At 66.5% G+C, this 23,646-nt stretch carries 16 protein-coding genes; 5 read left to right on the top strand and 11 right to left on the bottom strand.

Annotated features, from left to right (window positions below; all coding sequences use genetic code 11):
• Positions 1 to 50: 50 nt before the first annotated feature.
• From P8934_RS08520 to P8934_RS08480, 9 genes are all read right to left on the bottom strand, one after another.
• Positions 51 to 338: a hypothetical protein gene (locus P8934_RS08520; RefSeq protein WP_278033797.1), complete on the bottom strand. Its 288-nt coding sequence runs from the start codon at positions 336 to 338 to the stop codon at positions 51 to 53.
• 245 nt (positions 339 to 583) lie between these two features.
• Positions 584 to 970 (bottom strand): histone-like nucleoid-structuring protein, MvaT/MvaU family, encoded by a 387-nt coding sequence (locus P8934_RS08515; RefSeq protein WP_133634931.1) that lies wholly within the window; start codon positions 968 to 970, stop codon positions 584 to 586.
• Between the two features lie 306 nt (positions 971 to 1,276).
• A complete protein-coding gene (rpsA, locus tag P8934_RS08510) occupies positions 1,277 to 2,953 on the bottom strand; it encodes a 30S ribosomal protein S1 (protein WP_278033796.1) in 1,677 nt (558 codons plus the stop codon).
• 182 nt (positions 2,954 to 3,135) lie between these two features.
• The gene (gene cmk / locus P8934_RS08505) at positions 3,136 to 3,825 is read right to left on the bottom strand and encodes a (d)CMP kinase (RefSeq protein ID WP_278033795.1); all 690 of its coding nucleotides are present in this window, start codon (positions 3,823 to 3,825) and stop codon (positions 3,136 to 3,138) included.
• Positions 3,822 to 6,092 (bottom strand): bifunctional prephenate dehydrogenase/3-phosphoshikimate 1-carboxyvinyltransferase, encoded by a 2,271-nt coding sequence (locus P8934_RS08500; RefSeq protein WP_278033794.1) that lies wholly within the window; start codon positions 6,090 to 6,092, stop codon positions 3,822 to 3,824. Before P8934_RS08500 ends, cmk begins: the two co-directional genes overlap by 4 nt.
• A gap of 15 nt (positions 6,093 to 6,107) precedes the next feature.
• Complete coding sequence (gene pheA, locus P8934_RS08495; RefSeq protein ID WP_133634935.1) at positions 6,108 to 7,199, bottom strand: prephenate dehydratase; 1,092 nt, start codon at positions 7,197 to 7,199, stop codon at positions 6,108 to 6,110.
• A gap of 3 nt (positions 7,200 to 7,202) precedes the next feature.
• Positions 7,203 to 8,306, bottom strand: a complete 1,104-nt coding sequence (gene serC / locus P8934_RS08490; RefSeq protein ID WP_278033793.1) for a 3-phosphoserine/phosphohydroxythreonine transaminase — start codon at positions 8,304 to 8,306, stop codon at positions 7,203 to 7,205.
• A gap of 15 nt (positions 8,307 to 8,321) precedes the next feature.
• On the bottom strand, positions 8,322 to 11,045 hold the full coding sequence (gene gyrA / locus P8934_RS08485) for a DNA gyrase subunit A (protein WP_278033792.1): 2,724 nt from the start codon (positions 11,043 to 11,045) through the stop codon (positions 8,322 to 8,324).
• A gap of 119 nt (positions 11,046 to 11,164) precedes the next feature.
• The gene (locus P8934_RS08480) at positions 11,165 to 11,584 is read right to left on the bottom strand and encodes a thioesterase family protein (protein WP_278033791.1); all 420 of its coding nucleotides are present in this window, start codon (positions 11,582 to 11,584) and stop codon (positions 11,165 to 11,167) included.
• A 162-nt stretch (positions 11,585 to 11,746) separates the two neighbouring features.
• On the opposite strand from P8934_RS08480, the gene P8934_RS08475 reads away from it, so the two are divergent.
• The 5 genes from P8934_RS08475 to P8934_RS08455 all read left to right on the top strand — a co-directional run bounded on the left by P8934_RS08475 (position 11,747) and on the right by P8934_RS08455 (position 17,815).
• A complete protein-coding gene (locus P8934_RS08475; RefSeq protein WP_278033790.1) occupies positions 11,747 to 12,679 on the top strand; it encodes a recombination-associated protein RdgC in 933 nt (310 codons plus the stop codon).
• A 26-nt stretch (positions 12,680 to 12,705) separates the two neighbouring features.
• Complete coding sequence (locus tag P8934_RS08470) at positions 12,706 to 13,872, top strand: 1-acyl-sn-glycerol-3-phosphate acyltransferase (protein WP_278033789.1); 1,167 nt, start codon at positions 12,706 to 12,708, stop codon at positions 13,870 to 13,872.
• Between the two features lie 31 nt (positions 13,873 to 13,903).
• Positions 13,904 to 15,091, top strand: coding sequence for a cation diffusion facilitator family transporter (locus P8934_RS08465; protein WP_278034016.1), 1,188 nt, complete (start codon positions 13,904 to 13,906; stop codon positions 15,089 to 15,091).
• 65 nt (positions 15,092 to 15,156) lie between these two features.
• Positions 15,157 to 15,894 carry a transglutaminase-like cysteine peptidase gene (locus tag P8934_RS08460; RefSeq protein WP_278033788.1) on the top strand — a complete coding sequence of 246 codons (738 nt, stop codon included), beginning with the start codon at positions 15,157 to 15,159 and terminating at the stop codon, positions 15,892 to 15,894.
• Positions 15,895 to 15,898: 4 nt separating this feature from the next.
• Positions 15,899 to 17,815 carry an EAL domain-containing protein gene (locus P8934_RS08455; protein WP_278033787.1) on the top strand — a complete coding sequence of 639 codons (1,917 nt, stop codon included), beginning with the start codon at positions 15,899 to 15,901 and terminating at the stop codon, positions 17,813 to 17,815.
• Positions 17,816 to 17,883: 68 nt separating this feature from the next.
• Here P8934_RS08455 and P8934_RS08450 read toward each other — a convergent pair whose 3' ends face one another.
• Positions 17,884 to 18,222 carry a tryptophan synthase subunit beta like protein gene (locus P8934_RS08450; protein ID WP_278033786.1) on the bottom strand — a complete coding sequence of 113 codons (339 nt, stop codon included), beginning with the start codon at positions 18,220 to 18,222 and terminating at the stop codon, positions 17,884 to 17,886.
• A gap of 104 nt (positions 18,223 to 18,326) precedes the next feature.
• On the bottom strand, positions 18,327 to 23,594 hold the full coding sequence (locus P8934_RS08445; RefSeq protein ID WP_278033785.1) for a retention module-containing protein: 5,268 nt from the start codon (positions 23,592 to 23,594) through the stop codon (positions 18,327 to 18,329).
• Between the last annotated feature and the right edge of the window lie 52 nt (positions 23,595 to 23,646).

The following is a 23,646-nucleotide window of genomic DNA, read 5'->3' as shown; positions in this document are numbered from 1 at the left end:
GACGCCGCAGTTGGTGGAGAAAGGCGGGCAGGATAACCCGACGTGGCGGCTCAGGCGATCCGCCCGAGGGACCTGAGGGTCTGCAGCAGGTGACTGACGCTCTCGGCCGGCTGGGCGTACTCGGCCATCAGCGCCTTGAGGCGCTGTTCGAAGGCCCGCTGGAGGGCCTGCTCGTCCTGCAGCTCGGTCCCGGCGTCCTGCTCCACGCGCTCGAGTGAACGGACCGGCGGACCGGTGGGAATATCGAGCTCGCTGTCGGGACTCTCGAGTTCGCGCAGTGCATCGGCGAAGGCATCGTCGAGTTCGCGGAACCTGCGCAACTTCTCTCGTTCGTCCATGGGCTGTCGGGGATTGTGTGATTTCATTCGATTCCAATGGTGTCGAGGCGAAGGCCGTGGCGTGAAGAGGGATGAACGGGCCATCGCCGGTACTCGGGGATGCTCCTGATTATACGGGCAACGCACCGTCGAATCATCTTCCCGGCGGCGTTTTTGCTCGGCACGGCATGTCCAGTATGAGCGGCGTTCAACACAAACGACGACGCCGCCCCGAGGGGCGGCGTCATGCCTTCACGCGGAGGAACTCACTCCTCGACGCGCACCAGCCAGGACTCGACGGTGTCGGAACCGTGCTCGTCCTTCCAGGCCTTGAGGGTCTTCTGGTTACCGCCGCGCGTTTCCACGACTTCACCGGTATTGGGGTTCTTGTAGATCTTGAGCTTGCGCTTGCGGCGCGCACCGCCTGTCGCCGGGGCGGCGGCAGTGCCGCGAGATGCCGCGGCCGGCTTGGGATCGAGCAGCGCAATGACGTCGGCAGCACTCTTGTCGAACTCGCGCATCAGCGACTCGAGCTTTTCCTTGAACTCGAGCTCGGCCTTGAGACGGTCGTCGTTCTGCAGCTTGTCCAGTTCCGACTGGAGTTGCTTGAGCTGCTGCTCCATCTGCATGTAGTTGCTGAGCAGTGATGACATGTATTAGTTCCTTCTCGGGGATTACAGGATGCAGCGGCATTATTGCCTTTTAAAACTTCCCTGGCAACATTATGAACATCAAATCGAAGTTCGGCAAACAACAGCAGTGACGTTTAACGGCAAACTTCGCCACTAACTCGCGGCGGAAACTCGCGGCGTTCCATTGTAGCGCCCTCCCTGGGGCGAGACGTGCCAGAACCATCGAAGATACCGGTACAACAAAAAGCTACCGGAACAAAAAAAAGAAGGCGCCGCCCCGAGGGGCGGCGCCTTGTCAGACGATGAGGGAAGGAGTCCCTCTCGCTATCAGTCCTGACCCATCTGCTGCTTGATGAGGTCGCCGATGGTGGTCGGACCACCGCTCTCGGGCGACTCCTCACGCAGCTTCTTGAGGTTCTGGCGAGTGTCGTCCTGATCCTTGGCCTTGATGGACAGGGCGATCTGGCGGTTCTTGCGATCGACACCGATGATGCGGGCCTCGACGCTGTCGCCCTCGCTCAGCACGTTGCGGGCATCCTCGACGCGGTCGGCGCTGATCTCGGAGGCCTTGAGCACGGCGACCACATCGGTGGCCAGCTCGACCTGGGCTTCCTTGGCATCGACCTCGACCACGCGACCGGTGACGATGGAGCCCTTGTCGTTGACCGCCAGGAACTCGGACACCGGATCGGTATCGAGCTGCTTGATGCCCAGCGAGATGCGCTCACGCTCCGGATCGATGGAGAGGATGACGGCTTCCGCCTCGTCGCCCTTCTTGAACTGGCGAACGGCTTCCTCGCCGGTATCGGTCCAGGAGATGTCGGACAGATGCACCAGGCCGTCGATGCCGCCTTCGAGGCCGATGAAGATGCCGAAGTCGGTGATCGACTTGATGGTGCCGGTGACGCGGTCACCCTTGTTGTAGCGCGCGTTGAAGTCTTCCCAAGGATTGGTGGTGCACTGCTTGATACCCAGGGAGATGCGGCGACGCTCCTCGTCGATGTCCAGCACCATGACGTCCACGTCGTCGCCGACCTGCACGACCTTGGACGGATGGATGTTCTTGTTGGTCCAGTCCATCTCGGAGACGTGGACCAGACCCTCGACGCCCTCTTCGAGCTCGGCGAAGCAGCCGTAGTCGGTGAGGTTGGTGACGGTGGCGTGAACCTTGGTGCCTTCCGGGTAGCGATCCTTGATGTTGACCCAGGGATCCTCGCCCAGCTGCTTCAGGCCCAGGGAGACACGGTTGCGCTCGCGGTCGAACTTGAGCACCTTGACGGTGATCTCGTCGCCCACGGCCACGATCTCGCTCGGATGCTTGATACGCTTCCAGGCCATGTCGGTGATGTGCAGCAGGCCATCGACGCCGCCCAGGTCGACGAAGGCGCCGTAGTCGGTGAGGTTCTTGACGATACCGACGATCTGCTGACCTTCCTGGAGGGTCGCCAGCAGGGCCTCACGCTCGGCGCTGTTCTCGGCCTCGAGCACGGCGCGACGGGAGACGACGACGTTGTTGCGCTTGGCGTCGAGCTTGATGACCTTGAAGTCGAGTTCCTTGTTCTCGAGGTGGGTGGTGTCGCGCACGGGGCGGACATCCACCAGGGAACCCGGCAGGAAGGCACGGATGGAGTCGACGTCGACAGTGAAGCCGCCCTTGACCTTGCCGTTGATCACGCCCTTGACGATCTCTTCCTTCTCGAAGGCGGCTTCCAGCACCTTCCACGCTTCGGCGCGCTTGGCCTTCTCGCGGGACAGGCGTGTCTCGCCGAACCCGTCCTCGACGGCCTCCAGGGCGACATGCACCTCGTCGCCGACGGCGATGGTGAGTTCGCCGTTATCGTCGCGGAACTGGGCCGCGGGGATCTGACCTTCTGACTTCAGGCCGGCATTGACGGTGACCCAGTCGCCGTCGATGTCGACGATGGTAGCCGCGACGATGGCGCCCGGCTCCATGTTGATGTCCTGGAGAGACTGTTCAAACAGTTCAGCAAAGCTTTCGCTCATGATGTTCCTACGTGATCAACGTTGAGTACGGCGTTGCCGCCTTCTCCGCACCACCAGCGAGTGCGGGCCTTATTTACCAAGCCCCCGGGGATGTTGGCGCTGGTTCGACCTGGCCCGGCTCACGGCGAATCTAAGTGCCGGACCACGTCATCACATCCTGCCGGAGGCGCCGCAAGGGAGTGTCAGGTGGCGGATGCCAGACCGCGTTCGGTCAGTAGCTCCGTCAGCCGATCCACCACTTCCGGTATCGTCAGGCGCGTGGTGTCAAGCGTGATGGCATCGATGGCCGGCTTGAGCGGGGCCACGCTGCGCTGCATGTCGCGGGCATCGCGCGCCTGAATCTCCTTTAGAAGACTCGATAGACTAGCATCCACCCCAGCCTCCCGCAACTGGAGGTGGCGCCGTCTCGCCCGCTCCTCGGCGCTCGCGGTGAGGAAGATCTTCAGCGGGGCGTCCGTGAACACCACGGTGCCCATGTCGCGCCCGTCGGCGACCAGGCCCGGAGCCTGCCGGAAGTCGCGCTGGCGCTGCAGCAGCGCCTCGCGCACCGCGGGCAGCGCGGCGACCCGGGAGGCGGCATCGCCCACCTGCTCGGTGCGGATCGCGGTGGTGGCATCCCGCCCTTCGAGCAGCACGGTGGTGGCATCATTCTCGGCGACGAAGACCACCTCCAGCGAGGCAGCGACGCGGGCCAGTGCCGGCTCATCATCCAGGGGCACCTCGTGCTTCACGGCGGCCAGCGCGGTCAGGCGATAGAGCGCCCCGCTGTCGAGCAGGTGCCAGCCCAGGCGTGCGGCGACCAGGCGACTGATGGTGCCCTTGCCGGCCCCGCCCGGGCCATCGATGGTCAGTACCGGTGCCGAATCGCTCATGACGCCTCCTGCTGTTCCTCGAGGGCCAGCCCGACCCGGCGCGCCAGGTCGATGAAGCCGGGGAAGGAGGTGGCCACGTTGGCACAGTCGTCGATGACGACCTCGCCACCGGCGCGCAGCGCGGCGATGGCGAAGGCCATGGCGATGCGGTGATCCCCCAGGCTGTCGATGTGCCCGCCGCCGTAGCTGACCCCCTCGCCGCCCTCTCCTTCAGGACGGCCGACGATATCGATGCCATCCTCGAGCAGCACATGCTCGACGCCGAGGGTGGCCAGGCCGTTGGCCATCGCCTGAAGCCGGTCGGACTCCTTGACGCGCAGCTCCTCGGCGCCGCGCAAGCGGGTCACGCCCTCGGCGTTGGCCGCGGCGATGAACAGCGCCGGGAACTCGTCGATGGCCAGCGGCACCTGCTCCACCGGGATGTCGATGCCCTTGAGCGGCGCATAGCGGATATGCAGGTCGGCCACCGGCTCGCCGCCCACCTCGTGCTCGTTCTCCAGGCGCAGGTCGGCGCCCATCAGCTGGAGGATATTGATCACGCCGATGCGGGTCGGGTTGATGCCGACGTGCTCGAGCACCAGGTTCGAGCCCGGCGTGATCGCCGCGGCCACCAGGAAGAAGGTCGCCGACGAGATGTCCGAGGGCACGTCGATGGGGGCCGCGGTGAGCCTGCCGCCACCCTGTAGCCAGCAGGTGTCGCCCTCGCGGTGCACCTCATAGCCGAAGCCCTGGAGCATGCGCTCGGTATGGTCGCGGGTCGGTGCCGGCTCGCGTACGCGGGTCTCGCCCTCGGCGTAGAGGCCGGCCAGCAGCAAACAGGACTTCACCTGGGCGCTGGCCATGGGCATGTCGTAGGTGATGCCCTTGAGCGCCCTGCCACCGTGGATGTGCAGCGGCGGACGCCCGCCCTCGGCGGTATCGATCTCGGCGCCCATGGCTCGCAGGGGATCGGCCACCCGCCCCATGGGGCGCTTGGTCAGGGAGGCATCGCCGGTCAGCTCGGTGTCGAAGGCCTGGCCCGCGAGCAACCCGGCGAAGAGGCGCATGGCGGTGCCGGCATTGCCCACGTAGAGGGGCCCGGCGGGCGGCTTGAGGCCGTGCATGCCCACGCCGTGGACGGTGACCCGCCCATGATGGGGCCCTTCGATGGCCACGCCCATCTCGCGGAAGGCCTGCAGGGTGGCCAGGCTGTCCTCGCCCTCGAGAAAGCCCTTCACCTCGGTGACTCCGTCGGCCAGCGCCCCGAGCATGATGGAGCGGTGGGAGATCGACTTGTCGCCGGGCACGCGGATCCGCCCGGTGACGCCACCGCCGGGGCTGACCCGGTAGCGCAGCTTGCCGTGTTGTTGCATCTGGTACTCCGCCTGATAACTGGTCTGGTTGAGCAGGGATTCGAAATAGTGCCGGGCGTGACTGGCCCGGTCGAAGGTCGCCAGCATGGCATCGCCGTCGCCGCGCTCCACCGCGCGGCGCAGCCGGGCCACGCCCGCCTCGAAGTCGTCCAGGGCAGCGAGCACCGCATCGCGATTGGCGACGAAGATGTCGCGCCACATCACCGGGTCGCTGCCGGCGATGCGGGTGAAGTCGCGAAAGCCGCCGGCGGCGTAGCGGAAGATCTCCAGCCGCTCGTCCTGGCGGGCCAGGGTGTCCACCAGCGAGAAGGCCAGCAGGTGCGGCAGGTGGCTGGTCCGCGCCAGCACCTGGTCATGGCGGGCCACGTCCATCTCCAGCACCTCGGCGCCGCTGGCCTCCCAGAGCGCGCGCACCCTGGCCATCGCGGCCGGATCGGTATCGGGCTCGGGCGTCAGGATCACCTTGTGGCGTGCATAGAGCCCGGCATCGGCGGCCGCGACCCCGCTCTTTTCCGAGCCGGCGATGGGATGGCCGAGCACCAGGTTGGCCGGCATGCGACCGAAGGCGGCCACGGCCGCCTCGCGGATCGCCGCCTTGGTGCTGCCCACATCGGTGACGACGACATCGGGCGCGGCACGATCGAGGCAGGCGGCCAGCTGGGCCATCACCGGCTCCATGGCCAGTACGGGCACCGCCAGCACCACCAGCGACGCACCCTCGACCAGTGCCTCGAGACGGGTGTCCCCGTTGTCGATCAGGCCCATCTCGATGCCCCGGGCGATCTCGCCCGCATCGGGGTCGCAGGCGAGGATGGTGCCCCGAACCCCGGCGGCGCGCAGCGCAGCGGCAAGCGAACCGCCGATCAGCCCCAGGCCGACGATCAGGATGCGCCGCTCATCGGGCGGCGGCTTCACGATGCCCGCCATCTCTCAGAGCACGCCGACGGGATAGGAGCCCAGCACCTTCACCTCGGCGGCGCGTAGCTGGACCTCCTCCAGCATGGCCGCGACGCGCGGCTCCTCGCGGTGCCCCTTGAAGTCGATGAAGAACACGTAGTTCCACACGCCGGTGCGTGACGGGCGGGTCTCGAGGCGCGTCATGTCGATCTGGTGGCGATGGAAGGGCTCGAGCAGGTCGTGCAGGGCCCCGGGCTGGTTGCGCATCGCGACCACCAGCGAGGTCTTGTCCTCGCCGGAGATGGGCACGTCCTGGTTGCCGATGATCAGAAAGCGCGTGGAGTTGTCCGGGCGGTCCTCGATCTTCTCGGCCAGCTTGGCGAGCCCGTAGAGCTTGGCGGCCATGTCGCCGGCGATGGCCGCGCTGTGCCACTCGGTCTTGACCAGGCGGGCGGCCTCGGCATTCGAGGAGACCGGTACCCGCTCGGCCTGGGGAAAGTGGGCGTCGAGCCACTTGCGGCACTGGGCGAAGGACTGCGGATGGGAGTAGATCCGCGAGACCTTGTCGCGACGGGTCGTCTCGGCCACCAGCAGGTGATGGTGGATGCGCAGCACCACCTCGCCACAGATGCGAAGCCCGGAGTCCATGAAGGAGTCGAGGGTGTGGTTGATCACCCCCTCAGTGGAGTTCTCCACCGGGACGACGCCATAGTTGACGGCGCCGGCCTCCACCTCGCGGAACACCTCGTCGATGGCGGCCATCGGCAGGCTGATGGCGCTCTCACCGAAGTGCTTGAGGGCGGCCTGCTGGGTGAAGGTGCCCTCCGGCCCCAGGTAGGCGACCTTGACCGGCTGCTCCAGGGCCAGGCAGGCCGACATGATCTCGCGGAACAGCCGCGCCATCTCCTCGCTGTCCAGGGGGCCCTGGTTGAGCTCCATGATCCGGCGCAGCACCTGGGCTTCGCGCTCGGGCCGATAGAAGACCGCGCCGGGCTCATGCTCGGCCTTGATCTCGGCCACCTGCTGGGCACAGGCCGCCCGCTCGCTGATCAGGCGCAGGATGTCGTTGTCCAGGGCGTCGATGCGCTGGCGGAGCGCCTCGAGGCTGACGGTAGGCTCGGTCATGGATTATCCCCTGCGTTTCTCGAAATCGGCCATGAAGTCGATCAATGCCTCGACGGCGGCCTCGGGCACGGCATTGTAGAGGCTGGCCCGCATGCCCCCCACGCTGCGATGTCCCTTGAGGTTGAGCAGCCCCGCTGCCTCGGCCTCGTCGAGGAACAGGCGGTCCAGCCGCGGGTCGGCCAGCACGAAGGGCACGTTCATCCGCGAGCGGTTGCGCAGCGTGATCGGGTTGGCGTAGAGGGCGCTGCCGTCGATGGCCGCATAGAGCCGGGCCGCCTTGCGGCGGTTGATGGCGTCCATGGCCGAAAGGCCGCCGACATCGGTCTTCAGCCAGTCGAAGACCAGCCCCGCCAGGTACCAGCTGTAGGTCGCCGGGGTGTTGACCATCGAGCCCGCCTCGCTGAGCGCCCGGTAACCGAAGAGCGTCGGCATGTCGCCGCGGGCCTGGTCCAGCAGGTCATCGCGCACGATCACCACCACCAGGCCCGCGGGACCGATGTTCTTCTGAGCACCGGCGTAGATCACCCCGAACTTCGAGACATCCAGCGGGGCAGAGAGGATCGAGGAGGACATATCGCAGACCAGCGGTACCTCGCTGCCATCCGGCCGGCGGGCCTCGGGGATGTAGTCGAAGGCGAGCCCGCCGATGGTCTCGTTGGCGGTGTAGTGCAGGTAGGCGGCGTCGTCGGAGAGCACGATCTCCTCCTGGCGCGGCACGGCACTGTGGCCGTTCTCCTCGCTGCTGGCGGCCACATGGACGTCACCGAACAGGTGGCGCGCCTCGCTGATCGCCTTCTTGCCCCAGATGCCGGTGTGCAGGAAGTTGGGCCGGCCGCCGGCCCCCAGCAGGTTGTAGGGCAGCGCGGCGAACTGCAGGCTGGCGCCGCCCTGGGTGAAGAGCACCCGGTAGTTGTCGGGAATGGCCAACAGCGCGCGCAGGTCGGCCTCGGCCCGCTCGGCGATGGCGACGAATTCCTCGCCGCGATGGCTCATCTCCATCACCGAGAGGCCGCGGCCGCGGTAGTCCAGCAGTTCGTCCCGGGCTCGCTCCAGCACGGCCGTGGGCAGCGCGGCCGGGCCGGCACAGAAGTTGTAGTGACGTGTCATCAGCGTTGCGTGTCCTTATTCCTGGTCCTGCTCACCGCCGGCCTCTTGTGCCCCCTCATCCGGTGCCGCATCGCCGAATGATGCGACTCCCGACTCGTCGCCCGCCTCGGCCGGCGCCTCAAGGGCCTCCTCGGGCTCGTCGATGCGCACGGTCTTGACCAGCTTCTCGTCGTTGCCCAGGCGGATCAGCATCACCCCCTGGGTGTTGCGCGAGCTGATCGAGACCTCGTCGACCCGGGTGCGTACCAGGGTGCCGCGATCGGTGATCAGCATCATCTCGTCGGTGGCGTAGACCTGCATGGCCGCCACCAGGGCGCCGTTGCGCTCGCTCGTCTGCATGGCGATCACGCCCTGGCCGCCACGCCCGCGCAGAGGGAACTCCTCGAGGCGAGTGCGCTTGCCATAGCCGTTCTCGCTGGCGGTGAGGATATAGATCTGGCCGCCGTTGCCGGCCTCGACGCTCGCGCCCTCCTCGGCCTCGGCCTCGACGTCGGCCTCGGCATCGATCTGCTGGCTCTGCGGGATGATCAGGCTGATCACCTCGCCATCGCCGAGCAGACGCATGCCGCGCACGCCGCGGGCGGTGCGGCCCATGGCGCGCACGTTGGACTCCTCGAAGCGGATCGCCTTGCCGTTGGAGGAGAGCAGCATGACATGATCGCTGCCCGAGGTGATGGCGGCACCCACCAGGCGGTCGCCTTCCTCGAGGTCGATAGCAATCAGGCCCACGCTACGCGGCCGCGAGAACTGCTCGAGGCTGGTGCGCTTGACGGTGCCGCGCTCGGTCGCGAAGAAGATGTAGCTCTGCGGGTCGTAGTCACGCACCGGCAGGATGGCGTTGATCGCCTCGCCCTCGTCCAGCGGCAGCAGGTTGACCAGCGGCTTGCCCCGTGAGCCACGGCTGGCGACGGGCATCTCGTAGACCTTGAGCCAGTAGACCTTGCCGCGATTGGAGAACAGCAGCACGGTGTCGTGGGTCGAGGCCACCAGCAGGTGCTCGATGACGTCCTCGTCCTTCATCGCCGTGGCCGACTTGCCGCGCCCGCCTCGGCGCTGGGCCTGGTAGTCGGAGAGCGGCTGGGTCTTGGCGTAGCCGGTGCGCGACACCGTGACCACCATGTCCTCCTCGGCGATCAGGTCCTCGAGGCGCAGGTCGAGGTGGCTGGCCTGGATCTCGGTCTTGCGCGGGTCGCCGAACTGGTCGCGCACGGCGATCAGCTCCTCGCGGATCACCTCGAGCAGCCGCTCGGCGGAAGCCAGGATGGCGGTGAGCTCGGCGATCTTCTCGAGGATCGAGAGGTACTCGTCGAGGAGCTTCTCGGTCTCGAGCCCGGTCAGGCGATGCAGGCGCAGCTCGAGGATCGCCTGGGCCTGGGCCGGCGACAGGCGGTACTCGCTGCCGGCCTGGTTGAGCCCGAAGCCTTCCTCGAGGTCCTCGGGCTTGCAGGAGGTGGCGCCGGCGCGCTCGAGCATGCCGGTGACCTGCCCCGGCTGCCAGGACTTCGCCAGCAGCTTCTCCCTGGCCTCGCTGGCGTTCGGCGAGGCCTTGATCAGCTCGATCACCTCGTCGATGTTGGAGATGGCGACGGCCAGACCCTCGAGGATATGGCCGCGCTCGCGGGCCTTCTTCAGCTCGAAGAGGGTGCGGCGGGTGACCACCTCGCGGCGGTGGCGGATGAAGGCCTCGAGGATCTCCTTGAGGTTGAGGATCTTCGGCTGGCCATTGTCGATGGCCACCATGTTGATGCCGAAGACGGTCTGCAGCTGGGTCTGGGCGAAGAGGTTGTTGACCACCACCTCTCCGGACTCGCCGCGCTTGACCTCGATGACCACGCGCAGGCCGTCCTTGTCGGACTCGTCACGCAGCTCGGCGATGCCCTCGATCTTCTTTTCCTTGACCAGTTCGGCGATCTTCTCGATCAGCCGCGCCTTGTTCACCTGGTAGGGAAGCTCGTTGACGATGATGTGGTCACGGCCGGTCTTGTCGTCATGCTCGATGGTGTGGCAGGCCCGCACGTAGATGCGGCCACGGCCGGTGCGGTAGGCCTCGAGGATGCCGGCGCGGCCATTGATGATGCCACCGGTGGGAAAGTCCGGGCCGGGGACATGCTCCATCAGGTCGTCGACGGTGAGGGTGTAGTCGTCGATCAGCGCCAGGCAGGCGTTGATGATCTCGCCCATGTTGTGGGGCGGGATGTTGGTCGCCATGCCCACGGCGATCCCCGAGGAACCGTTGATCAGCAGGTTGGGGACCTTGGTGGGCAGCACCTCGGGGATGCGCTCGGTGCCGTCGTAGTTGTCGACCCAGTCGACGGTGTCCTTCTCCAGGTCGGCCAGCAGCTCGTGGGCCAGCCGGGCCATGCGTACCTCGGTGTAACGCATGGCGGCGGCGTTGTCGCCGTCGATGGAGCCGAAGTTGCCCTGGCCGTCGACCAGCACATGGCGCATGGAGAAGTCCTGGGCCATGCGCACGATGGTGTCATAGACGGCGCTGTCCCCGTGAGGGTGGTACTTACCGATGACATCGCCCACCACGCGGGCGGACTTCTTGTACGGCTTGTTCCAGTCGTTGCCGAGCTCGTGCATGGCGAACAGCACGCGCCGGTGCACCGGCTTGAGGCCATCGCGCACGTCGGGCAGCGCACGGCCGATGATCACGCTCATCGCGTAATCGAGGTACGACTGCTTGAGTTCGTCCTCGATGTTGACTGGCAGAATCTCTCTGGCGATGTCACCCATGGGTCGTCGAATCCTTTGCACTGCAACAGGTTGGCGCGTCACGTGGCCGTGACATGGCGCGCAATATCAGCCTGGCATCATACCATCCCGGACGGTGCAAAGGGAGCTGTGCAAGGGGGCTAAGGCAGGACCAGTGCCGCCATGGCCTCGCGGATCTCGCCGCCGATCTCGATCGCCCGATTGGCCGCCACGTCGAGCAGCACGAAGGTGATGTCGGCACTGGCCACCGGCTTGCCATCCCGCACCCGACGGACCTCCTGGTGCATGCGGGCACGCCGCGAGCCGAGTTCGGCGAGCCGGGTCAGCACCTCCAGGTCGTCGCCGGCAATGGCGGCACGCCGGTAATCGATGTTGAGGTTGACGGCGACGAAGGCCACGTCGCCCTTCTGCAGGAAGGCGGCCAGCCCGGGACGGTCGTCGAAGTACGCCCAGCGGCCCTCCTCCAGGAATTCCAGGTAGCGGGCATTGTTCACGTGGCCATAACCGTCCAGGTGATAGCCTCTGACACGCAGGGCGGTGCGGGAGATGCGGGGATCCATGCCGGGGGACTCCTGAGCGGGGAAAACCTCGATTCTAGTCACGGCGGCAGCCGACATTCAAACCATCGTTTGAACACTGGCCTGTCACGCCACCCGCCCATGCGCTGGCACCGGCGGCTCCCTTTGGCCATAATGTGCCCCTTTTCTCTCGGGAAATGCTCCATGTGGTTCAAGCACTTGCACCTCTACCGCCTGCACGACGCCCCTGAGCTGGATGCCGCCAGCCTGGAAACCGCCCTCGGCGAGCAGGCCTTCCGCCCCCTGGGGGGCAGCGAGGCGCGTCGCCTGGGCTGGTCCGCGCCGGCCGGCCGGGCCGGGACGCAGCTGCTGCACGAGTTGCAGGGCCAGCGGCTGATGACCGCCCTGCGCCAGGAACGTATCCTGCCTGCCTCGGTGGTCCGCGAGGAGGTCGAGGAGCGCAGCGAGGCCATCGAGACCGGCGAGGGCCGCAAGCTGCGCCGCCAGGAGAAGCTGGCGATCAAGGAACAGGTCTACGAGGAGCTGCTGCCCCGCGCCTTCGTGCGCAGCCAGAAGGTCGACCTGTGGTGGGACAGCCGCCGCCAGCTGATCGCCGTCAATGCCAGCTCCCGCAAGCGGGCCGAGGAACTCCTCGACCTGCTGCGCGAGACCCTGGGCAGCCTCAAGGTGACCCCGCTGGCCAGCCAGACGCTGCCCATGCGCGCCATGACCACCTGGCTCGGCGATCCGGGCTCGCGGCCGGCCGACCTGGTGCTCGGCGACCAGGTGGAGCTCAAGGCCAAGGGCGACGACGGCGTGCTGCGTGCCCGCCAGGTCGACCTCGACAGCGACGAGATCCAGCAGCTTCTGGAGAGCGGTCGCCAGGCCAGCAAGCTGGCACTGTCGATCGAGGGCCGGCTAAGCTTCGTGCTGCATGACGACCTGGCGATCAAGTCGCTGCGCTTCGACGACGCCCTGATCGACGAGGCGTCCCAGGCCGACGATGGCGATGACGCCCTGGTCCGCCTGGAGACCGACTTCATCCTGATGACCCAGGCGCTGGCCGAGAACATCGAGCGCCTGATCGAGTGGCTGGGTGGCGAGGCCGGCAGCGCCGGTGACGCCCGCAGCGCCTGATCGCTTCCGACCACAGCCTGGATCCCATGACCGAGACTCACCACACTTCCGCATCCGATCCCTGGGCCGAGATCCGTCCCTACCAGGACGACGAGGTGGCCGAGGTCCTCGCGCGCCTGGCCCATGATGCCGAGCTGCTCGATGCCCTCACCCGCTATCGGCTGCCGCGGCTCAGCCGCTTCATGCCTCGCCTCTCGCGCGTCCTGGCCAGCATCGCCATCCGCCGCGAGGTGCGCGGCGTGACCGGCGTGCATGACTTCCAGATGCGTATCGCCAGCTACATGCAGCGCATGATCCGCACCTCCACCGACACCTTCGAGGTGGCGGGGCTCGAGTCGCTGGACCCGGACAGGGCGTATCTGTTCATCGGCAACCATCGCGACATCTCGCTGGACCCGGCCTTCGTCAACTACGCCCTCTACCTGGCCGGGCGCGACACCGTGCGCATCGCCATCGGCGACAACCTGCTCAAGAAGCCCTACGTCAACGACCTGATGCGCCTCAACAAGAGCTTCATTGTGCCGCGCAGCGCCCGCGGCAAGCGGGCCATGCTGGCCGCCTACCAGAACCTCTCCGCCTACATCCGTCACTCCATCCTCGAGGACAACCACTCCATCTGGATGGCCCAGCGCGAGGGGCGTGCCAAGGACGGTATCGACCGCACCGACCCGGCGATCATCAAGATGCTGACCATGGCCCGGCGCGGGCGGGAGCGTCAGGCGAGCATCGGCGAGGCCATCGCCGAGCTGCGGCTGGTGCCGGTCTCGATCAGCTACGAGTACGACCCCTGCGACCTGCAGAAGGCCAGGGAGCTGCACGCCATGCAGACCAGCGGCAACTACGAGAAGAGCGAGTTCGAAGACATCAGCTCCATCGTCGCCGGCATCACCGGCCACAAGGGACGGGTGCAGCTCACCTTCGGGACCCCGCTCTCGGCGGACTTCGACGACCCCGAGGCCGTGGCTGCCGAGATCGACCGCCAGGTCCTGGCCGGTTACCACCTCTTCCCCAGCCACTTCCTGGCCCTGGAAGCCCTGGGCGAGGCGCCCGACCTGCTCGACCTGAGTGAGGTCAGCGACGCCGACCGCGCCCGCTTCCAGGCTCGCCTGCAGACGGTGCCCGACGACCTTCGGGAGTTCTGGCTGGCCCAGTACGCCAACCCAGTGCTCCACAAGGCGGGACGCTGCCGTTGAGGGCCGAGGCATGAGCCACGAGAAGCCCGGCATGAACGCCCAGGCGACCCACTCGCAGGGGCCGGCCACGGATCGCGCCGCCCAGACCCGCGAGGCCCACAAGGTCACGCTGGTCGGCGCCGTCATCGACTTCGTGGTCGGCGTGGCCAAGATGGTCGCCGGCTTCGCCGTCGGCTCGGCGGCCCTGGTGGCCGACGGCATCCACTCCTTCTCGGACATCCTGACGGACCTGTTCGTCATCGCCGCCACCCACTTCGGTCGCCAGGAGCCCGACAGCAACCACCCCTATGGCCATGGCCGCATCGAGACCCTGGCCACCCTGTGGCTGGGCAGCGTGCTGATCTTCGTCGCCGGGGGCATCGCCTGGGCAAGCATCACCCGGCTGCTGGGCGGGGAGCCGGTGCCCGCTCCGGGACCCTGGGCGATCGGCATCGCCGTGGCGGCCCTGCTCGCCAAGGAGTGGATCTTCCGCTACACCCTGCGCGTGGCCAGGCGGGTCAATTCGCGGCTGCTCGAGGCCAATGCCTGGCACTCGCGCTCCGATGCCCTCTCCACCGTGGTGGTGCTGGTGGGCCTGGTGGCGGCCCAGTTCGGGGCCGGCTGGATGGATGCCGTGGCCGCCATCGTGGTGGGCCTCATGGTCGGCCAGGTCGGCGGTCGCCTGCTGTGGGAGTCCAGCCAGGAACTCATCGACACGGCGCTGCCGATCGCCCAGCGTGACCGCATGCGGGAGATCGCCGAGCGCGTTCCCCATGTCAACGGGGTGCACGACCTGCGGACCCGCAAGCTGGGCAGCGACGTGATCCTCGACCTGCACATCGTGGTGCCACCGCGGGTCACCGTTTCCGAGGCCCACGAGATCGGCAACGAGGTGAGCCGGCGCCTTCGCGAGGCCTTCCCGGAGCTCGCCGACGTCACCTTCCACATCGACCCCGAGGACGATTCGGGCGAACTGGAGCACAGCCTGCGTCCCGGCCTGCCACTGCGCAGCGACGTGGTGGAGCTCCTCGATGGCGTGTGGCACGGGCTGCCGATCTGGCATGCCCGGGTCGCGCTGGACCTCCATTACCTGGACAACCAGGTGGACGTCTCCCTCTACGTCAAGGCGCTCCCCGACGGCCAGAGCCTCGAGGGGGCGGCCGATGAACTGCGACGTGCCGCCCGGGCGCTCGACTGGGTCGGCCGGCTGCGGATCTGGCTGGGCCCCGGCAAGGGCTGAGCCGCCCGACATGATGCCAATCACTCCCCTCGCATTAGGGGTCTACGCCCCCTAGACTTGAGCAAATGCTCATTCAGGCCCGCTGCATGCCGCCGCCTTCGTCCCGGACACTCGATTCGCCCGGGCGCCGCCGTTTCCTGGCGGGGCTCGGTGGCCTGTCGCTGGCCATCGGCCTGGGGCTTCGCCCCACCCCGGGCGAGGCCAACCTCTCGCCAGGGCGCCTGCGCCGCAGCATGCAGGCCCAATATGGCGCGCGCGGGCTGGAGAGTCTCGAGGCATGGTTCGCGCTGCTCGAGCGGCTGCGTCCTGCCGACCTGCAGACCCGCCTGCGCGAGGTCAATACCTTCTTCAACCGGCGGGTCCGGTGGCTCGACGATATCGACATCTGGGGCCAGGAGGACTACTGGGCCACGCCGCTGGAGACCCTGGGCCGCGGCCAAGGGGACTGCGAGGATTTCTCCATTGCCAAGTACATCACCCTCAAGGAGCTGGGGGTACCGGGCGACGAGTTGCGCATGATCTATGTCCGCGCACGCATCGGCCGCAGCGGCATCACCCAGGCGCACATGGTGCTGGGCTACTACGAGACCCCCGCGGCGGACCCGCTGGTGCTCGACAACCTGGTGCCCTCGATCACCCGCGGCTCGCTGCGCGACGACCTGGACCCGCTGTTCAGCTTCAACAGCAGCGGCCTCTGGGCCGGCGGCTCCACCCGGTCGCGCGCCGACCCGGTGGCACGCCTGTCGCGCTGGCGACGGGTGATCGGTCGCATGCAGGAGCAGGGATTCATTCAAGGGGGATAACAAGATGTCGCTCATCAAGCAGCTCTGGCTGACCATCGTGGTACTGCTGCTGCTCGCCTTCGGCGGCAGCCTGTTCATCGGGGTCAGCTCCAGCCGGGCCTACATCGAGCAGGAAGTGCGCATCAAGAATGCCGACAATGCCAATGCCCTGGCGCTGACCATGAGCCAGATGCCCAAGGACCCGGTGACCCTGGAGCTGCTGGTGGCCGCCCAGTTCGATACCGGCCACTACCGGCGCGTGGAGCTGCGCGACCCGCAGGGGGAGATCATCGAGCAGCGCCGCGCCGGCGAGGCCATCGAGGACGTGCCGGCCTGGTTCGTCGACCTGGTGCGCTTCGAGGTGCCCCCGGGACAGGCCGTGGTCCAGGACGGCTGGCGACAGTTCGGCACCCTCACCCTCCAGAGCCAGCACAGCTTTGCCTATCGCTCCTTGTGGCGCAGCAGCCTGGAGCTGGTCGGCTGGTTCGCCCTGGCCGCCGCCCTCAGCCTGCTGCTGGCCTGGTGGATCGTGCGCACCATCCGACGCCCGCTGCGCAACGTCGTCGACCAGGCCCTGCACATCGGCGAGCGGCGTTTCACCACCATTCCCGCCCCGCGCACGCGGGAGCTGCGCGAGGTGGTGGAGGCCATGAACCAGCTCTCCGCCGCCGTCCGCGACATGCTCGGCGAGGAGAGCCAGAAGCTCGACTTGCTGCGCCGGCGACTGCAGCATGACAGCGTGACCGGCGTGCTCAAACGCGAGGCCTTCCTGGCCCAGCTGCAGATCCACCTGGAGAGCCAGGATTCCCGGGCCAGCGGCACGCTCGCCCTGGTGCGCCTCGCCCGCCTTTCCGAGGTCAACGAGCGTCTCGGTCATGGCGAAACCGATGCCCTGCTGCTTGCGCTGGCCAGTGGCCTGGACCAGTTCGGCAAGGTCCGTGGCGGCGGGGTCGTGGGCCGCCTCAACGGCAGCGATTTCGTCCTGCTGCTGCCCGGCGCCCATGACCTGGAACCGCTGCGGCATGAGCTCGGCAAGCGCCTCGCCGCGCTGAGGGAGCAGAGCCGGCTGCCCCTCGGCCTGCCCGCGGCCCTGGTCGACTATGCCCAGGGCGACCAGCGAAGCGTGCTGCTGGCAAGCCTCGATGGCGCCCTCGCGGCCGCCGAGACCCGTGGTGACCAGAGCCTGGTCATCGCCGAGGGGCCCCAGCGCCGCAGCCTCTTCACCAGCCATGGCGAGTGGCGCCGCGCCCTCCAGGAAGCCCTGGCCAAGGGCATCTACCTGGCCCACTACCCGGTACTCGATGGCAACGGGGAGCTGCTGCACTTCGAGAGCCCCTCGCGGCTGCGCCTGAACAGCGAGTGGCAGCCCGCCGGGGTCTTCATGCCCTGGGTCTCGCGACTCGAGCTCGACAGCCGGCTCGACCTGGCGGTGATCGACGAGGCTGTGCGCGACATCACCCAGCGCGGCAAGCCGCTGGGCATCAACCTGTCGGCCGCCTCGATCCAGGACGCTCGCTTCGTCATGGAGCTCCAGGCACGGCTCAGGGCCCGGCCCGACGTCGCCGAGCGGCTCTGGCTTGAGATCCCGGAGTCCCTGGCGATCCACGACCTGGCCAGTTTCCGCAGCCTGTGCCACGCCCTGCAACCGCTCGGCTGTCGGATCGGCCTGGAGCATGTCGGCGCCGAATTCACCCGGATCGCCGACCTGCAGGACCTTGGTCTCGGCTACCTCAAGATCGACAGGACGCTCGTCCAGGGGGTCGACAAGGTTGCCGAGCAGCAGACCATCCTGCGCGGCATGGCCACGCTCTGTCATTCACTCGGGATACTGGCCATTGGCGAGGGGGCCGAGAGCCGCGAGGAGGCCCGCATGCTCTTCGAGCTGGGTCTGGACGGCGCCACCGGCCCGGGTATCCGTCAGCACGACAAGCCGGTGAGCTGACACGACACGGGCCGGTACTCTGGAGAATACCGGCCCGTATCGTCAGGGCACCATGTGACTTGCCCGAGCTAGATCACCCCGCTCTCCTCGTCGCTGCCTGACACCAGCTGCAGGCCATTAAGACGGCGACGCAGCGACTGGCGCTCCATCACCTTCTCCTGGGCGGCCGGTGGCAGGTCGGTGAAGCTGATCACCCCCTTGTCCATCAGCACCTCGATCACGTCCTCCAGCACCCGCACGAAGGCCAGGTCCGAGGCCTGGAAGCGCGCCGCACCCTTGCCCACTTCGCCCTCCATCAGGAAGGCCAGCAGCTCGGGGGACTCCGCCGGCAGGTACTCGCTGCACGCCGGCGTCTCCTCACGACTGACCAGTTCGATGCGTCCTTCATCGTCGCGCTTGATGTACATGAGAGGCTCCTGAAAAGACCCTGACGGCAGCCTAGGCGGCCGCAACGGGAGGCGACAAGCCAGCGCCCGGCAATGCCAGGCGCTGGGGCGAGGGAGCGAACGGGTTACTCGATGTCGAGTTGACCCTCGTTGATCAGGGATTGGAGGAACTGAGTGGAGTCCATCTCCCCCATGTCGACATTGCTGAGCAGGATTGTCTGATCGGCGGCGCTGACATCGTCGGCGGTCAGGCTACCCTCCGAGCTGATATACAGGATGGTACCGGAAGCACTCTCCTCTGCCTGGATGTAGCCGGAGAGGTCTGCACCATCGGACATGTTGCTCAGCAGATCGGAAACATCCAACACATCCCCTTGAGCCGAAGTGAAGTCCGTCACCGTATCCTCGGCCGGATCAGTGCTCGTGCCTTGGTCACCGAAGTTCCAGACGAAGGTGTCGGCACCAAGGCCACCGGTTAAGATGTCGTCGCCTTCACTACCAATGATCAATTCACCGGATTCGGTACCGAGCAAGGTATCGTTACCGGCGGTTCCGTCTATGACGGGATTGAGAGTAACATTGAAGCCTTCCGAGCCTGACTCATCACCATCCCCATCAATCACGGCATAGCTCAAGCCTATATCGACAGGCTCATTGGTAATAGCTGCACTATCGATGCCATTTATTGAGAAAGATGGCGCATCGAAATTGACGATATCAATGGTGTCGAACTCCGTTGATGCCGTAATGCCGACCGAAGAATTTTCATCAACACCATATATCACCAGACCCGATACGAGCGTTCCGTTCGCAGAATAATTCTCTACGAACCCAATAGTTCCATTAGTAACAGCAGCCTGTATCTCATCGGCACCGCTCAGAGTGACTCTCGTACCCCCTGACATGTAACTGATGGCGCTCACCGTGTCGAGGAACTCCTGCTCAGATGTAAGCAAGGCATTCGTTCCTCCCTGATCATAGATGGCCAGCAGGACGTCTGTCTGAGCACCACCTCCCTTGACGTCTGCCAAACTGACATTGGCGCCAGTGATCAATCGATAATCATCGAAGGTGGCGTCAGCTTGTATACTAGTGACGAACTCGAAACGAACCCCTTCCGAAGTGTCAACCCACTGATTTCCGGTACCGAGGTCATCATTAGAAGTGTTGATCGTACCGCCTGGCTGCACAGCGGTTATCAGGATGTCGTCAAAGTCATTATCGGGTGTATCGGAGCCGACCACGAAAGCCCCTGAATTGCCGCCACCAATCCCCAAGCTGCCAATATCGATGATCTCAAAGTTACTGACGGCGTCAATGCTCTGGAAGGTCGTGAAGGTATAGCTACCATCGTCATTCAATGAGGCGGAGAAAACCATATCCCCACTTTCACCTTCCAGCCGGCCAGTAATAGTGTCTGTTCCCTCGCCAAACCAGTAGACAGGTTGCCCACCAACGGTCATCGGTGTGCCATCCGCCAGAACGCCTGCTTGGCCATCTGTAAAACCTCGGAAAACCAAATCACCGATTCCATCGGCACCTGCATCGAAGAACAAGCCACCTGACGCTGTGTAATTAGCCGTATTGAATGTTACGGAATTCTCAGCGCCCATGATGATAGGCACATCATCGATGATATCGACGGTCAGCGTGCCGGTGCTGCTGTTGCCGTTGGCGTCGGTCACCGTGTAGCCGAAGCTCTCGGCGTTGTCGATGGTGTTGGTGCCATCGTCCGCCGTCGGACCATCGACCGGCGCGGTCAGCGTGTAGGTGTAGTTGCCCGCGGCGTCGATCGTCAGCGTGCCGTAGCTGCCGCTGAAGGTGCCGGCGGTGTAGGTCAGCGCGTCACCGTTGGGATCGGTGGCGCCCAGCGTGCCGCTGATGGTCTCGGCGGTGCTGGTCGGGTTGCTGCCGGTCACGCTGCCGGCCGCCAGGTCGTCACCGTCCTGGGTGAGATCCAGCGCCCCTTCATTGACGGTTACGTCGACCGTCGGGGCCGTCGGCGAGCCGTCGGTCACGTCGATGGTCAGCGTGGCGCTGGTGGTATCGCCGTCACCATCGGTAATGGTGTAGGTGAACACGTCGCTGTAGCTGGCGTCGGGAATCGCCGTGTAGCTGTAGCTGCCGTCAGGGTTCCAGGTCAGCTCACCCTGGGCGGTGCTGTCGTCCACGGCGGTGACCGTGGCGCCATCGGCGCCCAGGGTGTCGTTGGCCAGCAGGCCCGCAGCGGCCGTGACCGTCAGGGTGCCACCGGACTGCACGCTGCCGGTGTCGTTGGTGGCGCTGGGCACGTCGTCGATGATGTCGACGGTCAGCGAGGCGCTGGCACTGCTGCCGTCGGCATCGACGACGCTGACCGCGAAGCTGTCGAGGTAGCCGCCGTCGGTGGCGTCGGCGACGCTGTCGTTGTCGACGGTGCTGTCGAGCGTGTAGCTGTAGCTGAGGGTGCCGCCGGCGGCGCCACCGCTGAAGCCGGTCAGCGTCAGCGTGCCATGGTCGCTGGTCAGCGTCAGCGGGGTGCTGGCGGACAGGCCCTGCAGGTCGGCCAGCGACAGGCTCTGGCCACCCACGCTCAGGCTGCCCAACTCGTCCAGAGCAGTGAAGCTGAAGGTGCCGCTCTGGGTCAGCGCGGAGGCCTCGGGGCTGGAGCCCGCCGGCAGGTTGGCCTCAGCGACTGTCTGCTCGGCGCCCTCGGCGCTGAGCCCGGTAAGGGTCACGCCGTCGTCCTGGCCGGTGATGGTGATGGTCAGGCTGGCGGTACTCATATCGCCGTCGGCGTCGGTCAGCGTGTAGCCGAAGGTCTCGGTCAGCGTGTCGCCCTCGCCCAGCGCCTGTACCGCGGCCAGGCTGTTGTCGAGGGTGTACGACCAGGTGCCATCGCCATTGTCGGTGAAGGTGCCGTAGCTGGCTTGGGTGTCGTCGAAGGCCACACTGGCGGGACGGTCGGCGCCCAGGGTGTCGTTGGCGAGCACGTCGCCGGTCAGCGCCGTGGTGGTGTCCTCAGCAATGCTGGCGCTATCGTCCCCGGCCTCGGGCTCGGTATCCCGGACCTGGATATCGAGGCTATCACTGGCGGTCTCGCCGGCCAGGTCGGTCACCACAAGGCCAAAGGAGTCGACGATGCTGTCGTCGCCACCGCTGTGGTCCTCGGCATTGCCATCCTCGGTGTAGTCGTAGCTGATCACACCGGTGGCGGCGTCGAAGCCGGTGATCACCAGAGTGCCGTAGCTACCAGCCAGGGTAACCGGGTTGGTAGCACTGGCATTGGTGATGTCCTGACCGCCGGCGGTCAGGGTGGCAATACCCGCTTCGGCGGTGACAGTGGCGGTGCCACTGACGGTGTTGCCGGTGGCTTCTACCACGTTGTTGTCGGCACCGGTCAGGCTGCCATCAACGTCCTCGACCACGATAGTCGGCGGGCCGTCGGTCTGGCCATCGATGGTGATGGTCAGGCTGGCGGTACTCTCATCGCCGTCGGCGTCGGTCAGCGTATAGCTGAAGGTCTCGGTCAGCGTGTCGCCCTCGCCCAGCGCCTGGACCGCGGCCAGGTTGTTGTCGAGGCTGTAGCTCCAGGTGCCGTCACCGTTGTCGGTGAAGGTGCCGTAGCTGGCTTGGGTGTCGTCGAAGGCCACACTGGCGGGACGGTCGGCGCCCAAGGTGTCGTTGGCCAGCACGTCGCCGGTCAGCGCCGTGGTGGTGTCCTCGGCGATGCTGGCGTTGGGATCATCTTCCGCGCTGGGCGTATCGTCGACGATCCGGACGTCCAGCGAGGCGCTGGCACTGCTGCCGTCGGCATCGACGACGCTGACCGCGAAGCTGTCCAGGTAGCCCGTGTCGGTGGCATCGGCAACGCTGTCGTTATCAACGGCGGCGTCCAGGGTGTAGGTGTAGTTCAGCGTGCCGCCGGCCGCATCACCGCTGAAACCGGTCAGCGTGAGTGTGCCGAAGCCGCTGGTGAGCGTCACCGGGGTGGTGCCCAGCGCCTGCAGATCGGCCAGGCTCAGACTCTCCCCCCCCACGCTCAGGCTGCCCAGCTCGTCCAGGGCGGTGAAGCTGAAGGTGCCGCTCTGGGTCAGCGCAGCAGCCTCCGGGCTGGAACCGTCCGGCAGGTTAGCCTCCGCCACGGTCTGCTCGGCGCCTTCGGCGCTGAGCCCGGTGAGGGTCACGCCGTCGTCCTGGCCGGTGATGGTGATGGTCAGGCTGGCGGTACTCTCATCGCCGTCGGCATCGGTCAGCGTATAGCTGAAGGTCTCGGTCAGCGTGTCGCCCTCGCCCAGCGCCTGGACCGCGGCCAGGTTGTTGTCGAGGCTGTAGCTCCAGGTGCCGTCACCGTTGTCGGTGAAGGTGCCGTAGCTGGCTTGGGTGTCGTCGAAGGCCACACTGGCGGGACGGTCGGCGCCCAAGGTGTCGTTGGCCAGCACGTCGCCGGTCAGCGCCGTGGTGGTGTCCTCGGCAATGCTGGCATCAGAGTCATCTGTTGCCACCGGACCATCGTCATTGACGTCGATGGTCAGTGTCGCCGGGGCGGAGACATCGCCATCATCGTCGGTCACCCGCACGGCAAAGGTATCGGCCAGCTGGTCGGCCTCGCCGGTCTCGCCCTGCGACGGCTGGTCGATGCTCTGGTCCAGGGTGTAGGTCCAGCTGCCATCGGGGTTGACGGTCAGGGTGCCGTACTCGCCTGCGATAGTGCTGCCTTCGGCACCGACGGCGATCCAGTTGCCCTCGGCATCCTGCACCTCGATAAGCGCTACCAGGTCGGTGCCGGTATCGATTTGGAACGTGCCCGAGGTCGTCAGGGTGCCGCCGCCGCTGCCTTCCGGCAGGGCCGACTCCCAGACCGTGTCGCCATCCCCGTCGAGGTCGATGGTGTCAACGGTCGGAAAGGAATCTGGCTCATCCTCGGGCCCCGGCTCCTCGACTGCCTGTCCCTCGACCTCGGGGATACCCCCGAGGGATGCCAGGCCGTACTCGTAGGAGAGCGGATTGACGTTCTCGGTGATGCGCGCGAGACGCACGAAGTCGTGCCCGCCGCCTTCACCGCCGGCGCCCCCGGCACCGGCCGCGGTGGCATCCAGGTCCTCGAGCAGGTCCCCCTCCCCCTCGTCGATTGCCGTGAGCAGGGCCTCCAGGTCCTCGTCCTGGGCGCTCGCCTCCTCAGCGACCACCGGCTGTTCGGCATCGAGGTCGGGGGTCATGACGACCTCCTGCCCCCCGTCGATCACGGTGGGGCCGAGGCCGTCGGCGAAGTCGAGCTCCACCCGGCCATTGTCCGAGGTGACGAGCGTCTCGCCCTCCTGCAGGGTGTCCCCCACCCGCAGTTCGCGAAGGTTGCCGGCCTCGTCACGTGCCCAGGCCTGGCCGCTGATGGAGATGATGGTTGCGATGGTCATGAGATGACTCCCTGCGTACGAAGCGCGAGTGATGCCGCCCACAGAAGAACGG

This window comes from Halomonas sp. CKK8, from assembly GCF_029625235.1.
Lineage (GTDB): Bacteria > Pseudomonadota > Gammaproteobacteria > Pseudomonadales > Halomonadaceae > Halomonas > Halomonas ventosae.
Note: the sequence above shows the minus strand (reverse complement) of the source record. Positions and strands in the feature narration are given on the sequence as shown.

Bases quoted from the DNA above. Each gene is read 5' to 3' on its own strand.
- P8934_RS08460 (WP_278033788.1), top strand. From the start codon at position 15,157: ATGCTCATTCAGGCCCGCTGCATGCCGCCGCCTTCGTCCCGGACACTC.
- P8934_RS08450 (WP_278033786.1), bottom strand. From the start codon at position 18,222: ATGTACATCAAGCGCGACGATGAAGGACGCATCGAACTGGTCAGTCGT.
- P8934_RS08475 (WP_278033790.1), top strand. From the start codon at position 11,747: ATGTGGTTCAAGCACTTGCACCTCTACCGCCTGCACGACGCCCCTGAG.
- P8934_RS08515 (WP_133634931.1), bottom strand. From the start codon at position 970: ATGTCATCACTGCTCAGCAACTACATGCAGATGGAGCAGCAGCTCAAG.
- P8934_RS08445 (WP_278033785.1), bottom strand. From the start codon at position 23,594: ATGACCATCGCAACCATCATCTCCATCAGCGGCCAGGCCTGGGCACGT.
- P8934_RS08455 (WP_278033787.1), top strand. From the start codon at position 15,899: ATGTCGCTCATCAAGCAGCTCTGGCTGACCATCGTGGTACTGCTGCTG.
- cmk (WP_278033795.1), bottom strand. From the start codon at position 3,825: ATGAGCGATTCGGCACCGGTACTGACCATCGATGGCCCGGGCGGGGCC.
- pheA (WP_133634935.1), bottom strand. From the start codon at position 7,199: ATGACCGAGCCTACCGTCAGCCTCGAGGCGCTCCGCCAGCGCATCGAC.
- gyrA (WP_278033792.1), bottom strand. From the start codon at position 11,045: ATGGGTGACATCGCCAGAGAGATTCTGCCAGTCAACATCGAGGACGAA.
- P8934_RS08520 (WP_278033797.1), bottom strand. From the start codon at position 338: ATGGACGAACGAGAGAAGTTGCGCAGGTTCCGCGAACTCGACGATGCC.
- P8934_RS08480 (WP_278033791.1), bottom strand. From the start codon at position 11,584: ATGGATCCCCGCATCTCCCGCACCGCCCTGCGTGTCAGAGGCTATCAC.
- P8934_RS08470 (WP_278033789.1), top strand. From the start codon at position 12,706: ATGACCGAGACTCACCACACTTCCGCATCCGATCCCTGGGCCGAGATC.
- serC (WP_278033793.1), bottom strand. From the start codon at position 8,306: ATGACACGTCACTACAACTTCTGTGCCGGCCCGGCCGCGCTGCCCACG.
- rpsA (WP_278033796.1), bottom strand. From the start codon at position 2,953: ATGAGCGAAAGCTTTGCTGAACTGTTTGAACAGTCTCTCCAGGACATC.
- P8934_RS08465 (WP_278034016.1), top strand. From the start codon at position 13,904: ATGAACGCCCAGGCGACCCACTCGCAGGGGCCGGCCACGGATCGCGCC.